The sequence below is a fragment of the Acinetobacter gyllenbergii genome (assembly GCF_001682515.1).
Lineage (GTDB): Bacteria > Pseudomonadota > Gammaproteobacteria > Pseudomonadales > Moraxellaceae > Acinetobacter > Acinetobacter gyllenbergii.
This window is the reverse complement of record NZ_KV575268.1, coordinates 186,080-203,606: the sequence shown is the minus strand read 5'-3', so window position 1 is coordinate 203,606 and position 17,527 is coordinate 186,080. Positions and strand designations below refer to the sequence as shown.

Sequence of the window (17,527 nt, the reverse complement as noted above, 5' to 3'; positions counted from 1 at the left end):
AATTAAATTTAGTCAAATGCGGCACGATCCACCAGTAGTGAGTAGCGTGCCGTTCTTTAGAATCTTTTATTTAACATAATATACATTATACGAAATAAAACCATATTAATAATTTGATATGTAATGACTTTTATAATGTCCACTTTCTTTCAAATCCTGATGTATGTTGACATGCACTTAAATATTAAACACAATGCTTTCACTATATAAATGTGTTTATTCCAATAACAATGCCTTCGATTTATCAATTAAAACCAGCATTTCAAAATTTACTTCGCCCATTTGTACAATGGCTTTACTCAAAAAAGATCACGGCGAATCAAGTTACGCTCTTAGCCATGTTTATCTCTGTTGGATTAGCTGTCGCACTTTACTGCCTACATCTTTACCAACAACCTATAATCCTGTTTTTACTATTTCCTGTATGGATGTTAGTTCGTATGGGCTTTAATGCAATTGATGGCATGCTCGCACGTGAGTTTAATCAACAATCAAAACTTGGCGCCTATTTAAATGAAATTTGTGATGTCATCTCCGATTCTGCGCTTTATCTGTGTTTTTTAGGCTTAGCTTTCATCAACCCATTTCTGTTGGGCTTAGTTGTCTTTCTAGCGATTCTGAGTGAATATGCTGGAGTTATGGCACCATTAATTGGTCAGGAACGTCGTTATGATGGTCCTATGGGCAAAAGTGATCGTGCATTTTGGTTTAGTTTAATTGCTGTATTTGTCAGTTTTAGCCCGTATTTAATTGAAAATAACTACATTAATTCAATCGTTTACATCTGTAATGGACTGCTTATTTTTATTGCAGCACTATTGATTTTGACAATTTATAACCGTATTAAAAATAGTATTCAACTTTAAGGAAAATCAGATGCAAAGTTCGCAAAAACATGTATTTACCAGCCATGATGATACTCAGTTAGCCTATCAACATTGGTCAGCAGCTACAGAAAAAGACACAAAAAAGGCAATTATTTTATTCCATCGTGGACACGAACACTCCGGACGCATGGCACATTTAGTCAATGAGCTTAATCTACCAGAATTTGATTTTTTTGCATGGGATGCGCGTGGGCATGGTGAATCACCAGGTTTACGTGGTGATGCGCCAAGTTTCTCTGCATGTGTGAAAGATATCCAATATTTTGTGCAACATATCGAATCCACGTATAATATTTCATCAACCAATATTGCAGTTATTGGTCAAAGCGTTGGCGCTGTTTTAGCAGCAACTTGGGTCCATGATTATGCACCAAAAATCAGAGCCTTATGTCTAGCTTCGCCCGCATTTGATATTAAACTGTATGTACCATTTGCGAAAACAGGTTTAACGGTTCTAAGCAAACTTAAAGGTAATTTCTTTATTACCAGTTATGTAAAAGCCAATATGCTGACGCATGATGTTGAGCGTGCAAAAACCTATGATACCGACCCACAAATTGCCAAAGCCATTTCGGTACGAATGCTGTTGGGTTTATATGCAGCATCAGAACGTATCGTCAATGATGCACAAAATATCTTTGTTCCCACACAAGTTTTATGCTCTGGATCAGACTTTGTGGTATTCCGTAAGCCACAACAACAATTTTATGAAAAACTTCCTCATCCACGTAAAGAATTTCATGTTTTAGATGGTTTTTATCACGATACTTTAGGTGAAAAAGATCGTTATATTGCAATCGAAAAAATTCGCCGTTTTATCTTGCAAAGCTTTGCTGAAGATTATCTAGCGCCAGATGTACTCAATGCCGATAAAATTGGTTCAAGTTGTGCAACTGCTGAACAATTGAGTAGTCCACTTCCCGCTTCTTCAATCAAGAATCTGTTCTGGAATTTAACCAAACGTAATTTAAAACTCGGCAGCAAATTCTCCCGTGGTCTTAAAATTGGTGAAGATACCGGTTATGACTCTGGCAGTACTTTAGATTTTGTTTATCGAAATCAAGGTGAAAGCAAAAACATTCTTGGCAATATTATTGATCAACAGTATTTAAATGCAATTGGTTGGCGTGGCATCCGCGTGCGTAAACAGCATATCGAGCAGTTATTGGCGAAATATGCACAAGTTCTAAATAAGCAACGTAAAGACATTCGCATCCTAGATATTGCAGCGGGTCATGGTCGTTATATTTTAGATGCTGTGAGCCAATTGCCAACTCCACCAAAATCAGTGTTACTTAGAGATTATAGTGAATTAAATGTTGAGTCTGGTTCTGCATTAATCCAAGAACGAAAACTGGACAATATCGCCCAATTTGAACTCGGTGATGCCTTTGACACGGCGTCATTGGCCAAAGTGAAACCAAAGCCAAATTTGGTCATTGTATCTGGGCTTTATGAGCTGTTTAGTGATAATGACTTATTAAGACAATCTCTTTCAGGTATTCATCAAGCCATGTTACAAGGTGGTTTTCTGATTTACACAGGACAAATTTGGCACCCGCAGCAAGAATTTATTGCACGTGCTTTAACTTCACACCGTCAAGGTGATGCCTGGGTGATGCGCTTACGCTCACAAGCCGAAATGGATGCACTGGTTGAACAAGCTGGCTTTAAAAAAGTGGATCAATGCATTGATGAATTTGGAATTTTTACGGTTTCTGTTGCTCAAAAAATTTAAATAAAGACCTTTTATGCAAAATAATATCTTAGATCGTCAACCAGGTACATGGAAATGGGGGCTACTCTGTTTAGTCTTTTTAGCCCCTTTTTTCTTTTTAACCTATGGTTTTGCAAATCAGTACGCATCGAGTTTAGCTCATGTTCCAAGTATCGTTTTCGCTTGGGAACATCACATTCCACTTTGGGCATGGACTATTGTACCTTATTGGTCGATTGATCTTTTCTATGGTTTATCTTTGCTATTATGTTGGAATAAATTTGAATTAAAACAACATTCACTTAGGCTATTTTTTGCCCAACTCATTTCCATCAGCTGCTTTATCATCTATCCGCTCAAGTTTAGTTTTCAACGAGCCGAGTTAGATGGGTTCTTTGGACTCTGGTTTGATGTGCTCATGGGTTTTGATAAACCCTTTAACCAAGCACCTTCCTTACATATCGTGCTTTTGGTGATTTTGTGGGATTTTTATCGTCGACACATCAAGCCAAGCTACCGTTGGTTGGTTCATGTTTGGTCATTCCTGATCGGACTCTCTGTTTTAACCACATGGCAGCATCATTTTATTGATATTCCATTGGGTTTACTGGCAGGTGCGCTATGTTTATGGCTATTTCCACTTACAGTGAAAGCACCTTATCAAAAAGATCCATTACAACAACGTACATACAAACATTTAAAATTAGGCTGTTTTTATCTGATAGGCGCCTTACTGTGTCTGATACCTGTATTTTTATTTAAAGGTCCTTGGTTATGGATGCTATATCCAACCATCAGTCTATTGCTAGTTGCATTGGCTTATTTAACAGTTCGACCACACTTTTTTCAAAAACAACAGAATGGCCGAATGACGGTTGCTGCATACTTACTGTTTGCTCCTTATTTTCTAGTGGCAAGGCTAAATAGTCGATTATGGACTTATCGACACCCTGAAGACTCCCTGATTCTGAACTTAAACGACGTGGATCTCTATCTGGGTCGTATTCCATCTGCTGAACATAGTAAACAATACAATGCCTTATTTGATTGCTGTGCTGAGTTAGCGTTAAATCAACAGGTGCAACACTATGAAAAATTTAGCACACTTGATTTAATCCCTGTCCAAAGTCAGCAATTATTGGTTGCCGCAGCAGCATTCGATGATTTTATTCAACCTGTTATAGACAGCCATAAACAGCAAAAAATACTGATTTTCTGTGCGCTTGGTTACTCGCGTAGCTGTAGCATATTGATTGCATGGTTATTACAGCAGAATCACGCGACTAGCGTTGAAGACGCCATTGCCTTAATCCAACAATCTCGCCCTTGGATTGTTTTGAGTGAGACGCATATTGCTGAAATTAAAAAATTTCAAGTGCTGCTTACTCAGGAGATACCACAATGAAAATGAATTTTTTTGTAGTAACACGCCTGTTAAAACAGAGTCAGAGTATTTTAAAGTCCGGCTATTTGGTCTTTGTTTTGTCAGTTGTGAGCCTATTTTTATTTTCAAGCATACCAATCTTGATTCCACTTTTACTCGTAAGTGGACTATTGGCGATTCATCATTACTTATTTATTCGAATTGAGTTTGATCGTGGTCTGTTACAGTATATGGTGGACCAACCAGAGGATATAGACCTTCTTACCCAACAACTCGATCAATCACTGTTAAATTTGAAATTGATCCCTGCGAATAAAACTGGCCGTGAATGGTCTGAACGCTTCAAGGGATGTTTGAAATTACTCAAAATACAAATTGCTATCGTGTTGGTACAATATGCTGTATTCATCATACTGTTTTATAAATTAGCGCATAGATGAAAGTTGAATGAAGAAAAATATAATTACGCAATCCCTTGCACGTTTTATTGCTTTCCTTACCCGTCGTGGGGCACGGTTATTAACGGGTGCAAGAAGTTTATGGGTCGGCTGTGAACCAGAACTTAAGCAGCGTATCTACTATGCCAACCATAATAGTCATATCGATTTCATTTTATTATGGTCTTCCTTACCCATTCATATACGCAGACAAACTCGCCCAATCGCAGCGTCTGATTATTGGCTGAAAGATGGATTTAGGCGTTTTTTGATTCAAGACACCTTTTCGGGTGTCACCATTCAACGCAATCGTAGCGATCAACAAGATCCCTTACAACCAGTTAAAGATGTTTTGGCGGAAGGCTATTCCATTATTTTCTTCCCTGAAGGAACCCGTAACTTAAATGATGATGTTGAACTCCTTGAGTTCAAAAGTGGACTGTTTCATCTCAGTCAACAATTCCCCGATGTTGAGGTTATTCCCGTTTGGATTTCTAACTTAAAACGGGTGATGCCCAAAGGTGCTTTTATCCCACTACCTTTACTTTCTACTGTTATTTTTGGTGAACCTTTAGTCCTCAATCAATTCGCAGATAAGCAACAGTTTTTACAACATGCTCAGCAGCAATTATTAAAATTAAAAGAGGCCGAGAATCAATGAGTTTAGACAACTTACAACAAACGTATTTATTGTTTGGCATCTTTGCCGTGATTTTGATTATCGCCTCAAGTATTGGCTTTATCCTCAAACAGAAAGCAGGCATTACCCCTTCCCCAGTGATTGATAACTTAAATGCCCGTATCAATGCTTGGTGGATCATGCTGATTGTCTTGGCAGCCGCCATTCTATTGGGAAAAACTGCTTTTATTGTGCTATTCGGCCTTATTTCGTTTTTTGCACTACGCGAATTTATTAGTTTATTACCAACACGTCGTGGCGACTATCTGCCTTTGCTGATCGCGTTCTACTTTGTTATTCCCTATCAATATTATTTAGTCTATACCAATTGGTACGGACTATTTTCGATTTTCATTCCGTTGTATGTATTCTTACTGATTCCAATTGCAAGTTTAAAGCTAGAAGATACCACACACTTTTTGGAACGCAGTGCCAAAATCCAATGGGGTTTAATGGTGAGCGTGTTCTGTATCTCACATGTTCCAGCCCTGTTAAACCTAGATTTACCTCAATTTAAAGGGGAAAAAATTTGGTTAGCGATTTGGCTGATTATGGTGGTTCAAGCCTCAGATGTACTGCAATATGTATGCGGTAAGCTATTCGGGAAACATAAAGTTGCACCAACCTTATCCCCTTCAAAAACAGTTGAAGGACTGCTAGGTGGCATCATTCTGGCAACCGCACTGGGTGTGTTGATGTCAGCATTGACCCCATTTACTTACTGGCAAGCAGCGTTGATTGGTTTGATTGTCTGTATTTTTGGTTTCTTTGGTGGACTGGTGATGTCTGCCATCAAACGTGACCGTGGCGTAAAAGATTGGGGACAGCTCATTCAAGGCCATGGCGGTATGTTGGATCGTATTGACTCTATTTGTTTCTCTGCGCCAATCTTTTTCCATATCCTACGCTATTGGTGGAGCTAAGCCTTAAAGCGAAGAATGACCAATGTTGACTTCACGATAAAACTTAGGTGTCACATTGGTCCACTTCTTAAATGCCCGTGAAAAATGAGAAATATCGGCATAACCTAAACGTTCGGCAATTTGCTCAATCGAAAGTTTAGGCTGTTTTAATAAATGTTCGGCTTGTTTGCGGCGTACTTCAGCGACAAGAATTTGAAAAGAAGTTTGTTTGCTGTTTAATTGACGCTGTAAAGTGCGTTCGGAAAGATGGAGCTTCGTCGCAACCTGCTTTAATGATAAGAAACCCTGATGTTCGTCATAGAGTAGCGCTTTGACCTGTGAGTCTAAACGGTCTTTTTGATCCCTTTTCAGCGCAAGCTTAGCAGCATCTTGCTCACATTGTTGTTTGCTGAGACGTGCTAATAGCGCATCAGCACTCTTTAAGGGAAGTGATAAAGCCGCTTTGTTAAAGATCAGGCAATCCTTCTCTCCATTAAAGTGCATATTCATTTCATTAAATTTTTGAGTGTTTTTATAAAAATCAGGTTTATCTTGCTGGAACTGAAAACAGATTCCAAGTTTGTCTTGAGCCAAGTTTTCCAAAATTTGTGAAAAGCCTAGAATCAAAAACATCATACCATGTCGATTTAGCTTAAACTTTGGTGATGGCTGATCAAAGTCTAAATACGCCATCTCTCCATCTATCTTCAGTTTGGGTTTAAATACAGAACAATGTAAGCCAATAAATTGCTCTAGTACAGCAATCGCCTCTCCCAGTGTTTCAGAAGCCGTTGCCGCAATCCCCACATGCCCATAACAAGAGACTTTCATGTCTTCGGCTAGATATAAACTAATTGCAGCTTCATTTGTCAATAATGCTGCCCGTTCTAATAAATGATTAAAAATATTAAAGTCGACATACCAAAATGGTGCTGTTAACGTCTGCTTAGAAATTCCTGTACCTGCCAAGAGCTGTTCTGAAGAAATCCCCCTCTTTTGTATAAGCTCAACCAAAAGATTGACATAACTTCCGGGTAATTCTGGATTCATTGTCGCTCCATAATTGAAGAATAAATTGGCGTGAAATGGTAAATATTGGCGGTTAATGAACTATGACACCTTTCTTCATTTAAGCATAGTAGAACGATCTGAAAATTCACCGCGATAAGGGATTAAATCATGCATATTTTGATTGTACATGCGCATCCAGAACCATTGTCATTCACTACAGCACTGAAAAATACGGCACAACATAGTTTTGAACAGCAAGGTCATAGTGTCGAAGTTTCTGATCTCTATGCCATGAATTTTAATCCTGTTGCCTCAAAGCAGGATTTTGAGAGTTTGAGTCAAGCCGATTATTTTAATTATGCACTTGAGCAACGTCATGCCTTTAAACAGCAACACTTGGCACCCGATATCCAAACTGAAATCGAAAAAGTTCAACGTGCTGATCTGGTTATTTTTAGCTTTCCTTTGTATTGGACTTCTGTACCTGCCATCTTGAAAGGTTGGATTGATCGTGTATTCGTATCTGGCTTATTCTACGGTGGTAAACGTTTTTATAATCATGGCGGTATGCGTGGTAAAAAGGCCATGCTGTGTTTAACACTCGGTGGGCGTGATCATATGTTTGGTGAAGGTTCTGTACATGGGCCTTTGGAGCATTATTTGTCATCATTGCAACGTGGTACGCTTGCCTATGTTGGTTTTGACGTTCTCCCTCCATTTGTTGCCTACCATGTCCCTTATATCAGTCAGGAAGATAGACAGAAGATTGTGATTGATTTTGAGCAGTATTTGCAAAATATAGATAATCTACAGCCCTTAGTATTTCCACTACTGGAAAATTTTGACGATAGAATGAATCCGTTATAAGAACAGTAATATAGAAGAAATCAATGGGATCAGACTCTTTCAAAGCATGAAAATCTCTGAGCATTACTGCCAAGGTCTTTCTTAGCTCAGTAGCTGATCCTCCCTTCTTATCTTATTGGAAAAATAAAACCAATTACTCACGAATGAATAATTGGTCAGGGTTTTTACGAAATATTAAAGATTAACCTGTTTGGCATTCCACCCTACAATGATCGAACGAGACAAAACATCGGCTTAAATAATGTGTTGATTAATTAATTTTTAATAAAATATGATAATTCATTTCTTTCCACAATTTGATTCAAGAACTCCTTAATATTATTCAAATTAACACTTGACAACAGAACTAAATTTTTATCATAGAAACAATTGCTGCCAAAATAGTTAGCATTCTCCACACTATAGATTCTTCTCATATCATAAAAATTAAAAATATAAGAATCTTCAAAAATTGTGACATCAATTTCTAAGCATCCTTTAGCTTCATATTCCCAATCATAATCCTGAAAATCATCAGGTGAGTTAATAGTATAGTTTTCCATTAGTTTCATCTCACACATTTCATTTGAGAACACAAATACATATATTGCTCAGGAGTTAAAAAAGTTCCAGGAGTAGGAAGAATTTCAAAATGTTTTGGATCTGAACCTCTTTGAAAAATTCCTAATCCTACTGGAAGAGTCTTCGGATCAACCTTATGTGGGGTCATTCCCTTTGAAATTAGACTACTAGAATTATCAAATAATGACACCCCTCGTGCATAAGGATCACTTCCATTCTTTACAAAACCATTAACATCTATTTTGAAATCATTAGGTCGTGGAGTAAAATTGTGTATTTTTTCATTTTTATCTCCTTTATTTGATTTTAAAATTGCTTAAAATCCGTACGATTATACTAGAGAGGTCTGTCTAAAAATTAACAATTGCGACATTCAATAGTGTTAATTTCTTCATATTTTTATTGTAAATAGTGACTTAAATCTAAAAATTAAAAGGAAAAATATATTATATAAAGACATATATTCATAATGGTTGCTTAATGACATTGCTGCACTGAGACATTCGTTGTTTCCATCTTCAACGTCACTTCAAAGATAAATGATAAATATCAATTAATTAATAAAAAACCTATACCATTTCTACATGAGATGAGATCCAAATCTTCCTAAAATAGTCTAACTCTCTTTTGGTCAATCTTGCTTTTGCTCTCATTTTTATATGAATCTTCATATAAATGAAACGGTGCTGTCATAAGCGCTGTCTAGTGTGTTGACATCTTTAATATGGATGAAGCAGATGTTGAAAAAGATGAAACGATGGCTCTCATGTCTTTATGTTGTTCCCATGCTATTGGCACTCACCGCGTGTAATAATTCAAATAACGATCAGGCCGCAGCGAAACCTGATGATGCCAAAAAACCAGTCATGCGCTGTGCGCCATAAACATAAAGAACAATAAGAGGAAATCGCGTGATTAATCGTCGTCAATTTTTAGCAAACACACTTAAAACAGGTTTTGGTGCTGCCGCTTTAACAACTTTTCCAGCAAGTATTCAAAAAGCATTAGCAATTCCAGCCAACAATAAAACAGGAACCATCCAAGATGTTGAGCATGTGGTGATCCTCATGCAGGAAAACCGCTCATTTGACCATTATTTTGGAACTTTAAAAGGTGTACGTGGTTTTGCTGATCGCCTGACCATTCCTTTACTCAATGGTCGTACAGTTTGGCAACAACAACGTAGTAATGGCGCGTTATTAACTCCCTTTCATTTAGATGGTTCTAGCAATAATGCGCAACGTGCGCCCGGCACCAACCATACTTGGATAGATAGCCAAAAAGCATGGGATAATGGCCGTATGTCTAACTGGCCAACCTATAAAACAGACTATGCGATGGGTTATTTCAAGGAACAGGAAATTCCTTACCAATTCGCTTTAGCCAATGCGTTTACCATTTGTGATGCATATCATTGTTCTATGCATACAGGCACAGACGCCAATCGCTCATTTCATCTCACAGGCACCAATGGTGCAGTGCCAACCAGTACCGCATTCGTCAATAATGAATGGGACTGGATTGATGGCGATCCGAAAACGGTTGATGTCGGTTATACATGGAAAACCTATGCGGAACGTTTAGAAGAAGCGGGAATCAACTGGATTTGTTATCAAAATATGCCTGATGAATGGGGCGATAACATGTTAGGTGCATTCCGCACGTTTAGAAAAGCCAATATCGATTCTGGTTTTCCTGTTTCGAGTGGTGGTGCACCCAATAGTCCTTATAACAAGGCTGCACAAACACTGCCATACAAAGCTTATGATGCAACAACAGACAATGCTAAAAATCCACTTTATAAAGGCGTTGCCAATACTTTACCCGGCAATAAACCAGAAGAATTTTTAGATGCATTTAAAAATGATATCAAAACTGGAAAATTGCCACAGGTGTCTTGGATCAATGCCCCTTCCATTTACTGTGAACATCCTGGCCCATCTAGCCCAGTACAAGGCTCTTGGTTTATTCAGGAAATACTGGATGCCTTAACAGCCGTCCCTGAGGTGTGGAGCAAAACCGTATTCCTGATCAATTTTGATGAAAATGATGGTTATTTTGACCATGTTCCATCGCCATCTGCACCGACATTACAAGCGGATAATACTTATGCAGGTAAATCAACGCTCAGCCAAGCAGATATGCGCCATGAATATTATGTGCATGACGCACCACTAGGCAGTACCAGCCAACCCCAAAAAGACAATGGTGTTTATGGCCCAGGCCCTCGCGTTCCACTCTTTGTAATTTCACCTTGGAGTCGTGGGGGGATTGTTAACTCTCAAGTATTTGACCATACCTCAGTGTTGATGTTCCTTGAAAAACGTTTTGGCGTTAAAGAAAGCAATATCAGTCCTTATCGTCGTGCAATTTGTGGAGATCTCACTTCTGCATTTAACTTTAAAACCCCCAATGAAGATGCACTACCAACACTAAATGGCAAACAAACCCGTGAACAAGCCGATCAACTTCGTCATGCACAACAACAATTACCCAATGTGCCTATTCCAAGCAATTTGCAAATGCCAATCCAAGCCAGTGGTATCCGTCGTTCTAAAGCACTGCCTTATGAACTACATAGCAGTGCACGTTGCCAAAATGATGGGACTGTCAAGCTGTTGTTCTCAAATACAGGAACACAAGGTGCTGTCTTTCATGTCTATGACAAATTAAATTTAAGTCGAGTTCCGCGCCGTTACATTGTCGAAGCAGGAAAAAGCCTAGATGATGTATGGAATGTGCAAAAAGACAATCAAGGCTTATATGATCTCTGGGTGATGGGGCCGAATGGTTTTCATCGACATTTCAAGGGTGATCTGAATCGTAATCAAGATCTGCAAATCAATGCTGAGATTCGTGTTTGCTATGATATTGCCAATGGCAATGTATATGTCGACCTCAAAAACTCAGGGACGAAGGATATTGAATTGGTGATTAGCCCCGTGGTTTATCGCACGGATGCTCCACTGAAAGTAACCGTGAAAGCAGGACAAAGCTTCACCCAGCACTGGGATTTGGATGAGACAGGTCAATGGTATGACTTCGCTGTGACCTGTACACAGGAAGCCAAGTTCTATCGTCGTTTTGCTGGACGAGTTGAAACAGGTGAAGATTCTGTGAGTGACCCTGCAATGGTTTAAGGATTAACACTATATAATGACTTTCACCTCCTCGGATTTGACTATAACCGAGGAGGTTTTTGTTTTTCAGTATGAATCAGCTTTTGTCCAAACTGAATACTCAAACGTTCAGTTCTTATGCTGTAACTTATAGCATTCATCTAAGGCAAGTTCATAATATTCCAAACCTTCTTTTGCGGCCAAGAAAGCTTTTCTTTGCTGCTCAGGGTCTTTATCACATAAGCGCTTAATCAGCTCCATCGCTTCATAAGGATGTAAATCATCATAATGTGCATGTGCTCTTAACCATGCTAAAGAACGCTTATTGATGTTTACTTCAGGATGTTGCGTATAGGTTTGAATCCCTTTGTACACTTGAATCGTCCAATCCCCTGTGGCCCATTCAATCGCAAGATTAGTTGCTGCAATACTTTCAGCCAAACTTCCGCGAAAATTAACATCCCAAAGAAAGTGATTAACCGCATTCATCGCAACAGGTGGCTTCACATTATTCAACATTTCAACTGTCAGACCAAAGCCCCCCGCCCAGTCCTGATACCAGTTTAAATGTCGCTCTTCTACCTTGATGTTTTGAATCAACCAATCTCTGGTTTCAGTCACGCCATCAAGTGAAAAAGCAGTTGCTTTGGCCAAAGACCCTGCCATATAAGAAGGAAAATGCGCAACCAAAGGATAGAAGTTCAATAAGGCTGAACGAAAACATTCAAGGCTTAAACAACCATTGGCCATATCTAAGAATAACGGATGTTTGCTGACCCGCTCTTTTGAGGGTAATAATTCTTCCCAGAATCGTTGAGCCCAACCCGAATGAGGTGTAATTTCTAATTTTGTTCCATATTGATTCATAGCAGTCATTGCGATGCATCCTATTTCGTATGACTTAATCCAACCATGTACCATGATTGCTGCTTTTTTATAAATTGTATCCTAATACCGTAAAGATACAATCGTTTGTGATTTAGTTTGTAACAGTTTTTATTTCTTGAATCTAATTTAAACTTGAATCATTATATTAGGCAATGGCTCTTATATAAAAATTAATATTTTTTTATAATCTAATACACATTCTATTTAAATCAGTGTAACGTAGTAAAAAAATAATCCCTATTTTGACATTTATAAGAACATTTTGGGAGTGGTGAGAGATAAGATGAAGTTGAAAGCTTCCAATATTTTGGGACAAGAACAAATCGACTTGTTAATTTCTCGCGGGCTAAATTTAGTTTGGTTTCCTAAAGAATTAGAAGTGATCTATCGAGATCAGTATAGAAATGAGGCTGCGCATGAGTTCCGCTATCGCGCCCCTATTATTTTAGGTTTATATCTATTTCTAAGCTTCGGTATCTATCAGGTCTTGCCTATAGACCTACGTATTACTTGGATGGCAACCTACGGTTGGGTAGGTATCATCATTACATTGGCATGGTTACTCTCGTTCCTGCCCATCATGAACAAGTGGTTTGATCACTACGTGTGTATTGGTTCAACCGGTGCTGTGGCAATTTCCTTCACCATCATTAACGTATTGGAGCAAGGTCAGAACAATGTCCTGTTCCATGCTGCCATGATGTATGCCGTAGTGATCATCTACGGCTTTGTTGGAATGCGCTTCTATACCGCGATCATTGCGGGCTGGGTTGGTGGTTTGATTGGTATTGCAGCCAGTACTTGGCTCAGTGGTGCGATTGATTGGACCTTCTTAAACCGAACCTATACCTTCAGCAGTTTTCTGGGTATGGCACTTGCTTATGCCACTGACCGACAGCATCGTGAGAACTATCTGCAGAACTGTATGATTGAGCTCAATCGTTTGGAGCTCATGCGACAAGCACAGCAGTTGTCTATTTTATCCCAGCAAGATGCTTTAACAGGTCTCGCCAACCGGCGCTATCTGGATGAAGTACTTGAGAATGAATGGAAACGTGCAACTCGCCATGAGATGCCGATTACCATCATGATGATTGATATCGACTTCTTTAAGCTCTACAACGATACCTTAGGACATATTCAAGGAGATCAATGCTTGCGACGGATTGCAATTATGTTGGGCTCAATTGCCTCACGTAGTGGTGATCTAGCGGCGCGTTATGGAGGCGAAGAGTTTTTATTACTTTTTGCGATGACAGATCGTGATCAAGCAATTACACAGGTACAAAGATTGATGGAATTGGTACGTAATATCGGAATTCTGCATCCACGCAGCAATGTATCAAAACATGTGACCATTAGTGTAGGCGTTGCCACTATGGTTCCGAGTATGGGTGATAGTCTTTCAGAATTTATTGCACAAGCAGATCATGCATTATATATCGCGAAAAGTAATGGTCGGAATCAGTATCATATTGCAACATCAGATAATATCGTTTCTGAAGCTTTATAATTTCTTGATCATGATTAAATGAATATTAAACTAATATTTAATTAAATTTTTTAAAATGTGATACAAGCCGCAGATATAATAAATTATATGTGCGGCTTAATATTTCATTATGGTTCGATTGGTTTAAATGGTGCAATCACATCTGCATTTTGTGCACGATGTCTTAAGAAATGGTCCATCAATACAATCGCCAACATCGCTTCAGCAATTGGTGTTGCACGTACACCCACACACGGATCATGACGACCTTTGGTCAATACATCTGTATTTTCCCGATCAATCGTAATGGTTTTACCTGGCGTGGTTATACTCGCGGTTGGTTTCAATGCAATCGCCACACGAATGCTTTGACCACTTGAAATCCCACCTAAGATGCCACCTGCATGATTGGCTAGGAAACCATCTGTCGTCAGCTCATCACGGGTTTCATGACCAAATTGTCCTGCGACTGCAAAACCATCACCAATTTCAACGCCTTTAACTGCATTAATGCTCATCATGGCATGGGCAATATCTGCATCTAAACGATCAAATACAGGCTCCCCCCAACCCACGGGCACTTTCTCAGCAATAATTTCTAGCTTAGCGCCACAACTGGTGCCTTGCTCACGTAAGGCAGTCACCAATTGCTCAAAGCGTGGTACCGCATCCACATCACCACAGAAAAATGGATTATTCGGCACTTCTGCCCAATCTAGTTTTTCAGCAACTTCATTGCCGATTTGTGTGACATGTCCACGAATATCAATACCAAATTTTTCGGCAAGATATTTCTTGGCAATTGCACCTGCAGCAACACGCATTGCCGTTTCACGCGCACTTGAGCGACCACCACCACGATAGTCACGGAAGCCATATTTTTGCGTATACGTGTAATCCGCATGGCCTGGACGGAAAGTTTGAGCAATATTGCCGTAGTCTTTTGATTTCTGATCGGTGTTACGAATCAATAAACCAATCGATGTTCCTGTGGTTTTACCTTCGAAAACACCCGAGATAATCTCAACTTGATCTGGTTCTTTACGTTGCGTTGCAAACTTCGATGTTCCCGGTTTACGGCGATCTAAGTCTTTTTGCAAATCTGCTTCACAAAGCTCAAGACCAGGTGGCACGCCATCGACAATCGCCATCAAGCCAGCACCATGTGATTCACCACAGGTTGTCACTCGAAAGAGTTGCCCAATACTATTCCCTGCCATGCTTTAACCCCTTAGTTTTGAACTGATTGCTGAAAAACTTCTTTATAACGGCGACATTGTTCGGCAGTTAAAGCAAAAATACCAGTACCACCTTTTTGGAAAGTGAGCCAATGGAAGTCAACTGTATTGAAATTCTGGCGCATTGCCCATTCAGAATTACCGACTTCAATCACAATCAAACCATCTTCCGTTAAATAGTCAGCTGCTTGGGCTAACATTTTGCGGACTAAATCTAAGCCATCTTGACCTGCAGCAAGTGCAAGTTCAGGCTCATGTAAGAACTCTTCTGGTAAATCCGCCATATCTTCTGCATCCACATACGGAGGATTACTGACGATCAGGTCATATTGGTTTTCAGCAGGAATTTTTGAGAACAAGTCAGATTCAAGTAATGCAACTTGATACTGTTTATCGTGGTGCTCTGTGTTGATTGAGGCCACTTCCAATGCTTCTTTTGAAATATCAGTCGCATCGACTTCCGATTCAGGAAAAGCATAAGCCAAAGCAATGGCAATACAACCTGAACCCGTACACATATCCAAGATACGTTGTGGTGTTTTCGGATTGTTGTTTTCAGGTAAGTTATTTAATGCTTCTAGCATACGGCCATTTTCATCTAGGCAGTACGGCGCGAAACGTTGTTCAATCAACTCAGCAATTGGTGAACGTGGAATCAAGACACGCTCATCCACATAAAATGGCTTATTGAAGAAATAGGCCAAGTTCAATAGATATGACGTTGGAATACGATCATTGATACGACGTTCTAACAAGCTTAAGAATTCTGCTTTTTCGCTTGGTAAAAGTTTGGCATCCAGAATTTCAGCATCTGCTTTCCACTCTAGCGATAGTGTCTGTAGTACCAATGCAGAACTCTCTGCAAAATAATCTTGAGTACCTTGACCTAAGTGCGCGTCATATTGACGCATTGCGGTTACCCCAAAACGAACAAAATCTCGAATGGTTACTAGGTTTTCAGCCGCTTCTTGTAAATGTTCAGGGCTGATTGTAGGTCGCTCCACTTAGGCGTCTCCAAAAGTGCTAATTGCAAAACGCTTTATTCTAACGGGATTAAGGTTGATTTAACAATAAAAAAACCGCCTCTCTACACGAAGCGGTCTATTAACCTTGAGATATTCAACAAGAACTTATAGGCCTAGCTTTTCTGCCACATAATCCGAGTCTTTATCGCCACGTCCAGAAAGATTGACCACGATCTTAATACCTTTATCCAACTTAGGCGCTTCACGTAACGCCCAAGCTACCGCATGCGAACTTTCCAAAGCTGGGACAATACCTTCTACCCGTGAAAGTGTCATAAAGGCATCCAAACATTCCTGATCCGTCGCCGTTTCATATTGCACACGACCAAGCTCTTTCAGGAAACTATGTTGTGGCCCAACACCCGGATAATCCAAGCCCGAAGCAATCGAATGCACTGGCAACGGCTCACCGTTGTCATCTTCCAGCACATAGCACGCCATACCATGAATCTGCCCAGGCTTGCCCAAGGTCAAAGTGGCTGAGTGTTTGTCGGTATCTAGGCCATGACCTGCAGGTTCTACACCCACCAATTGAACTTCTGACGTATTTAAAAATGTGGTGAATGCACCAATCGCATTTGAGCCACCACCGACACAGGCAACCACATAATCTGGATTCTGTCCAAAGCGTTCATTAGCTTGAGTTTTGATTTCATTGCCAATAATTGATTGAAAGTCCCGTACCATTTTCGGGAAAGGATGTGGTCCAACCACCGAGCCAATTGCATAGATATAGTTTTTAGGATCTTTTAAATATTCTTCAAAAGCACTATCCACCGCATCTTTTAAGGTCGCTGTGCCTTGTGTAACTGAAACCAGTTTCGCACCCAAGATTTTCATCTTCACGACATTCGGATGTTCTTTTTCAATATCGACTTGACCCATGTGGATTTCACATGGGATACCGACCAATGCACAAGCCGTTGCCAAAGCCACGCCGTGTTGCCCCGCACCCGTCTCGGCAATGACTTTGCTTTTGCCCATATATTTCGCAAGCAAAGCTTCACCCAGACAGTGATTAATCTTATGCGCCCCCGTATGGTTCAGGTCTTCGCGTTTGAGATAAATCTGTGCTCCACCTAATTGATCAGACAAACGCTTGGCATGAAACAATGGGCTTGGACGACCAACATAGTTTTTGAATAAGTCATTCAGCTCATCCTGAAACGCAGCGGTATGACGAATCTCCTCATAGGCCTTATTAATTTCATCCATTGCTTCTTTTAAATGTGGTGGAATGAACTGACCACCAAAATTGCCAAAGAAACCTGCTTCATTTGGCAAAGCAACGCCATTAATTTGATGTTCCATGTCTTTTCC

At 39.7% G+C, this 17,527-nt stretch carries 16 protein-coding genes; 10 read left to right on the top strand and 6 right to left on the bottom strand.

The features are described from left to right. Nucleotides 1-230 precede the first annotated feature (230 nt). Genes NG55_RS17115 through NG55_RS17090 form a run of 6 tightly spaced genes read left to right on the top strand, consistent with a single transcriptional unit; the run spans nucleotide 231 to nucleotide 6,027 of the window. Nucleotides 231-866: a CDP-alcohol phosphatidyltransferase family protein gene (locus NG55_RS17115; RefSeq protein ID WP_065343915.1), complete on the top strand. Its 636-nt coding sequence runs from the start codon at nucleotides 231-233 to the stop codon at nucleotides 864-866. Between the two features lie 10 nt (nucleotides 867-876). After that, complete coding sequence (locus tag NG55_RS17110) at nucleotides 877-2,625, top strand: bifunctional alpha/beta hydrolase/class I SAM-dependent methyltransferase (protein ID WP_065343914.1); 1,749 nt, start codon at nucleotides 877-879, stop codon at nucleotides 2,623-2,625. Between the two features lie 13 nt (nucleotides 2,626-2,638). Further along, nucleotides 2,639-4,009 (top strand): phosphatase PAP2/dual specificity phosphatase family protein, encoded by a 1,371-nt coding sequence (locus NG55_RS17105; RefSeq protein ID WP_065343913.1) that lies wholly within the window; start codon nucleotides 2,639-2,641, stop codon nucleotides 4,007-4,009. Further along, complete coding sequence (locus NG55_RS17100) at nucleotides 4,006-4,428, top strand: hypothetical protein (protein ID WP_065343912.1); 423 nt, start codon at nucleotides 4,006-4,008, stop codon at nucleotides 4,426-4,428. The genes NG55_RS17105 and NG55_RS17100 overlap by 4 nt, the downstream gene beginning before the upstream one ends. Nucleotides 4,429-4,435: 7 nt before the next feature. Beyond that, on the top strand, nucleotides 4,436-5,086 hold the full coding sequence (locus NG55_RS17095; protein WP_065343911.1) for a lysophospholipid acyltransferase family protein: 651 nt from the start codon (nucleotides 4,436-4,438) through the stop codon (nucleotides 5,084-5,086). Next, nucleotides 5,083-6,027, top strand: coding sequence for a phosphatidate cytidylyltransferase (locus NG55_RS17090; protein WP_016540167.1), 945 nt, complete (start codon nucleotides 5,083-5,085; stop codon nucleotides 6,025-6,027). The genes NG55_RS17095 and NG55_RS17090 overlap by 4 nt, the downstream gene beginning before the upstream one ends. Before the next feature lie 3 nt (nucleotides 6,028-6,030). Here the strand turns inward: NG55_RS17090 and NG55_RS17085 are convergent, their stop codons facing one another. Then, nucleotides 6,031-7,056, bottom strand: coding sequence for an AraC family transcriptional regulator (locus NG55_RS17085; RefSeq protein ID WP_065343910.1), 1,026 nt, complete (start codon nucleotides 7,054-7,056; stop codon nucleotides 6,031-6,033). Nucleotides 7,057-7,185: 129 nt separating this feature from the next. Here NG55_RS17085 and NG55_RS17080 point away from each other — a divergent pair, with 129 nt between their 5' ends. Next, nucleotides 7,186-7,884: an NAD(P)H-dependent oxidoreductase gene (locus NG55_RS17080; RefSeq protein WP_065343909.1), complete on the top strand. Its 699-nt coding sequence runs from the start codon at nucleotides 7,186-7,188 to the stop codon at nucleotides 7,882-7,884. A gap of 254 nt (nucleotides 7,885-8,138) precedes the next feature. Here the strand turns inward: NG55_RS17080 and NG55_RS17075 are convergent, their stop codons facing one another. Beyond that, on the bottom strand, nucleotides 8,139-8,426 hold the full coding sequence (locus tag NG55_RS17075; protein WP_016660247.1) for a hypothetical protein: 288 nt from the start codon (nucleotides 8,424-8,426) through the stop codon (nucleotides 8,139-8,141). 756 nt (nucleotides 8,427-9,182) lie between these two features. Between NG55_RS17075 and NG55_RS21060 the strand changes: the two genes are divergently transcribed. Both NG55_RS21060 and NG55_RS17070 read left to right on the top strand, forming a co-directional pair. Continuing rightward, a complete protein-coding gene (locus NG55_RS21060; protein WP_171257997.1) occupies nucleotides 9,183-9,329 on the top strand; it encodes a hypothetical protein in 147 nt (48 codons plus the stop codon). 27 nt (nucleotides 9,330-9,356) lie between these two features. Beyond that, nucleotides 9,357-11,585: a phosphocholine-specific phospholipase C gene (locus NG55_RS17070; RefSeq protein ID WP_016540171.1), complete on the top strand. Its 2,229-nt coding sequence runs from the start codon at nucleotides 9,357-9,359 to the stop codon at nucleotides 11,583-11,585. Between the two features lie 108 nt (nucleotides 11,586-11,693). On the opposite strand, the gene NG55_RS17065 is transcribed toward NG55_RS17070, so the two are convergent. Then, nucleotides 11,694-12,440, bottom strand: coding sequence for an iron-containing redox enzyme family protein (locus NG55_RS17065; protein ID WP_016540172.1), 747 nt, complete (start codon nucleotides 12,438-12,440; stop codon nucleotides 11,694-11,696). A 295-nt stretch (nucleotides 12,441-12,735) separates the two neighbouring features. On the opposite strand from NG55_RS17065, the gene NG55_RS17060 reads away from it, so the two are divergent. Continuing rightward, nucleotides 12,736-13,965, top strand: coding sequence for a GGDEF domain-containing protein (locus NG55_RS17060; RefSeq protein ID WP_016540173.1), 1,230 nt, complete (start codon nucleotides 12,736-12,738; stop codon nucleotides 13,963-13,965). 107 nt (nucleotides 13,966-14,072) lie between these two features. Here the strand turns inward: NG55_RS17060 and aroC are convergent, their stop codons facing one another. The 3 genes from aroC to trpB all read right to left on the bottom strand — a co-directional run bounded on the left by aroC (nucleotide 14,073) and on the right by trpB (nucleotide 17,518). After that, on the bottom strand, nucleotides 14,073-15,164 hold the full coding sequence (aroC, locus tag NG55_RS17055) for a chorismate synthase (RefSeq protein WP_016540174.1): 1,092 nt from the start codon (nucleotides 15,162-15,164) through the stop codon (nucleotides 14,073-14,075). Nucleotides 15,165-15,175: 11 nt separating this feature from the next. Next, complete coding sequence (prmB, locus tag NG55_RS17050; protein ID WP_016540175.1) at nucleotides 15,176-16,186, bottom strand: 50S ribosomal protein L3 N(5)-glutamine methyltransferase; 1,011 nt, start codon at nucleotides 16,184-16,186, stop codon at nucleotides 15,176-15,178. Nucleotides 16,187-16,312: 126 nt separating this feature from the next. Next, entirely contained in the window at nucleotides 16,313-17,518 is a 1,206-nt protein-coding gene (trpB, locus tag NG55_RS17045; RefSeq protein WP_065343908.1) for a tryptophan synthase subunit beta, read from the bottom strand. Nucleotides 17,519-17,527: the final 9 nt, after the last annotated feature.

Excerpts from the sequence above, each read along its gene's own strand:
- NG55_RS17115 (WP_065343915.1), top strand. The coding sequence starts at position 231 with ATGCCTTCGATTTATCAATTAAAACCAGCATTTCAAAATTTACTTCGC.
- NG55_RS17110 (WP_065343914.1), top strand. The coding sequence starts at position 877 with ATGCAAAGTTCGCAAAAACATGTATTTACCAGCCATGATGATACTCAG.
- NG55_RS17105 (WP_065343913.1), top strand. The coding sequence starts at position 2,639 with ATGCAAAATAATATCTTAGATCGTCAACCAGGTACATGGAAATGGGGG.
- NG55_RS17100 (WP_065343912.1), top strand. The coding sequence starts at position 4,006 with ATGAAAATGAATTTTTTTGTAGTAACACGCCTGTTAAAACAGAGTCAG.
- NG55_RS17095 (WP_065343911.1), top strand. The coding sequence starts at position 4,436 with ATGAAGAAAAATATAATTACGCAATCCCTTGCACGTTTTATTGCTTTC.
- NG55_RS17090 (WP_016540167.1), top strand. The coding sequence starts at position 5,083 with ATGAGTTTAGACAACTTACAACAAACGTATTTATTGTTTGGCATCTTT.
- NG55_RS17085 (WP_065343910.1), bottom strand. The coding sequence starts at position 7,056 with ATGAATCCAGAATTACCCGGAAGTTATGTCAATCTTTTGGTTGAGCTT.
- NG55_RS17080 (WP_065343909.1), top strand. The coding sequence starts at position 7,186 with ATGCATATTTTGATTGTACATGCGCATCCAGAACCATTGTCATTCACT.
- NG55_RS17075 (WP_016660247.1), bottom strand. The coding sequence starts at position 8,426 with ATGGAAAACTATACTATTAACTCACCTGATGATTTTCAGGATTATGAT.
- NG55_RS21060 (WP_171257997.1), top strand. The coding sequence starts at position 9,183 with ATGTTGAAAAAGATGAAACGATGGCTCTCATGTCTTTATGTTGTTCCC.
- NG55_RS17065 (WP_016540172.1), bottom strand. The coding sequence starts at position 12,440 with ATGACTGCTATGAATCAATATGGAACAAAATTAGAAATTACACCTCAT.
- NG55_RS17060 (WP_016540173.1), top strand. The coding sequence starts at position 12,736 with ATGAAGTTGAAAGCTTCCAATATTTTGGGACAAGAACAAATCGACTTG.
- aroC (WP_016540174.1), bottom strand. The coding sequence starts at position 15,164 with ATGGCAGGGAATAGTATTGGGCAACTCTTTCGAGTGACAACCTGTGGT.
- trpB (WP_065343908.1), bottom strand. The coding sequence starts at position 17,518 with ATGGAACATCAAATTAATGGCGTTGCTTTGCCAAATGAAGCAGGTTTC.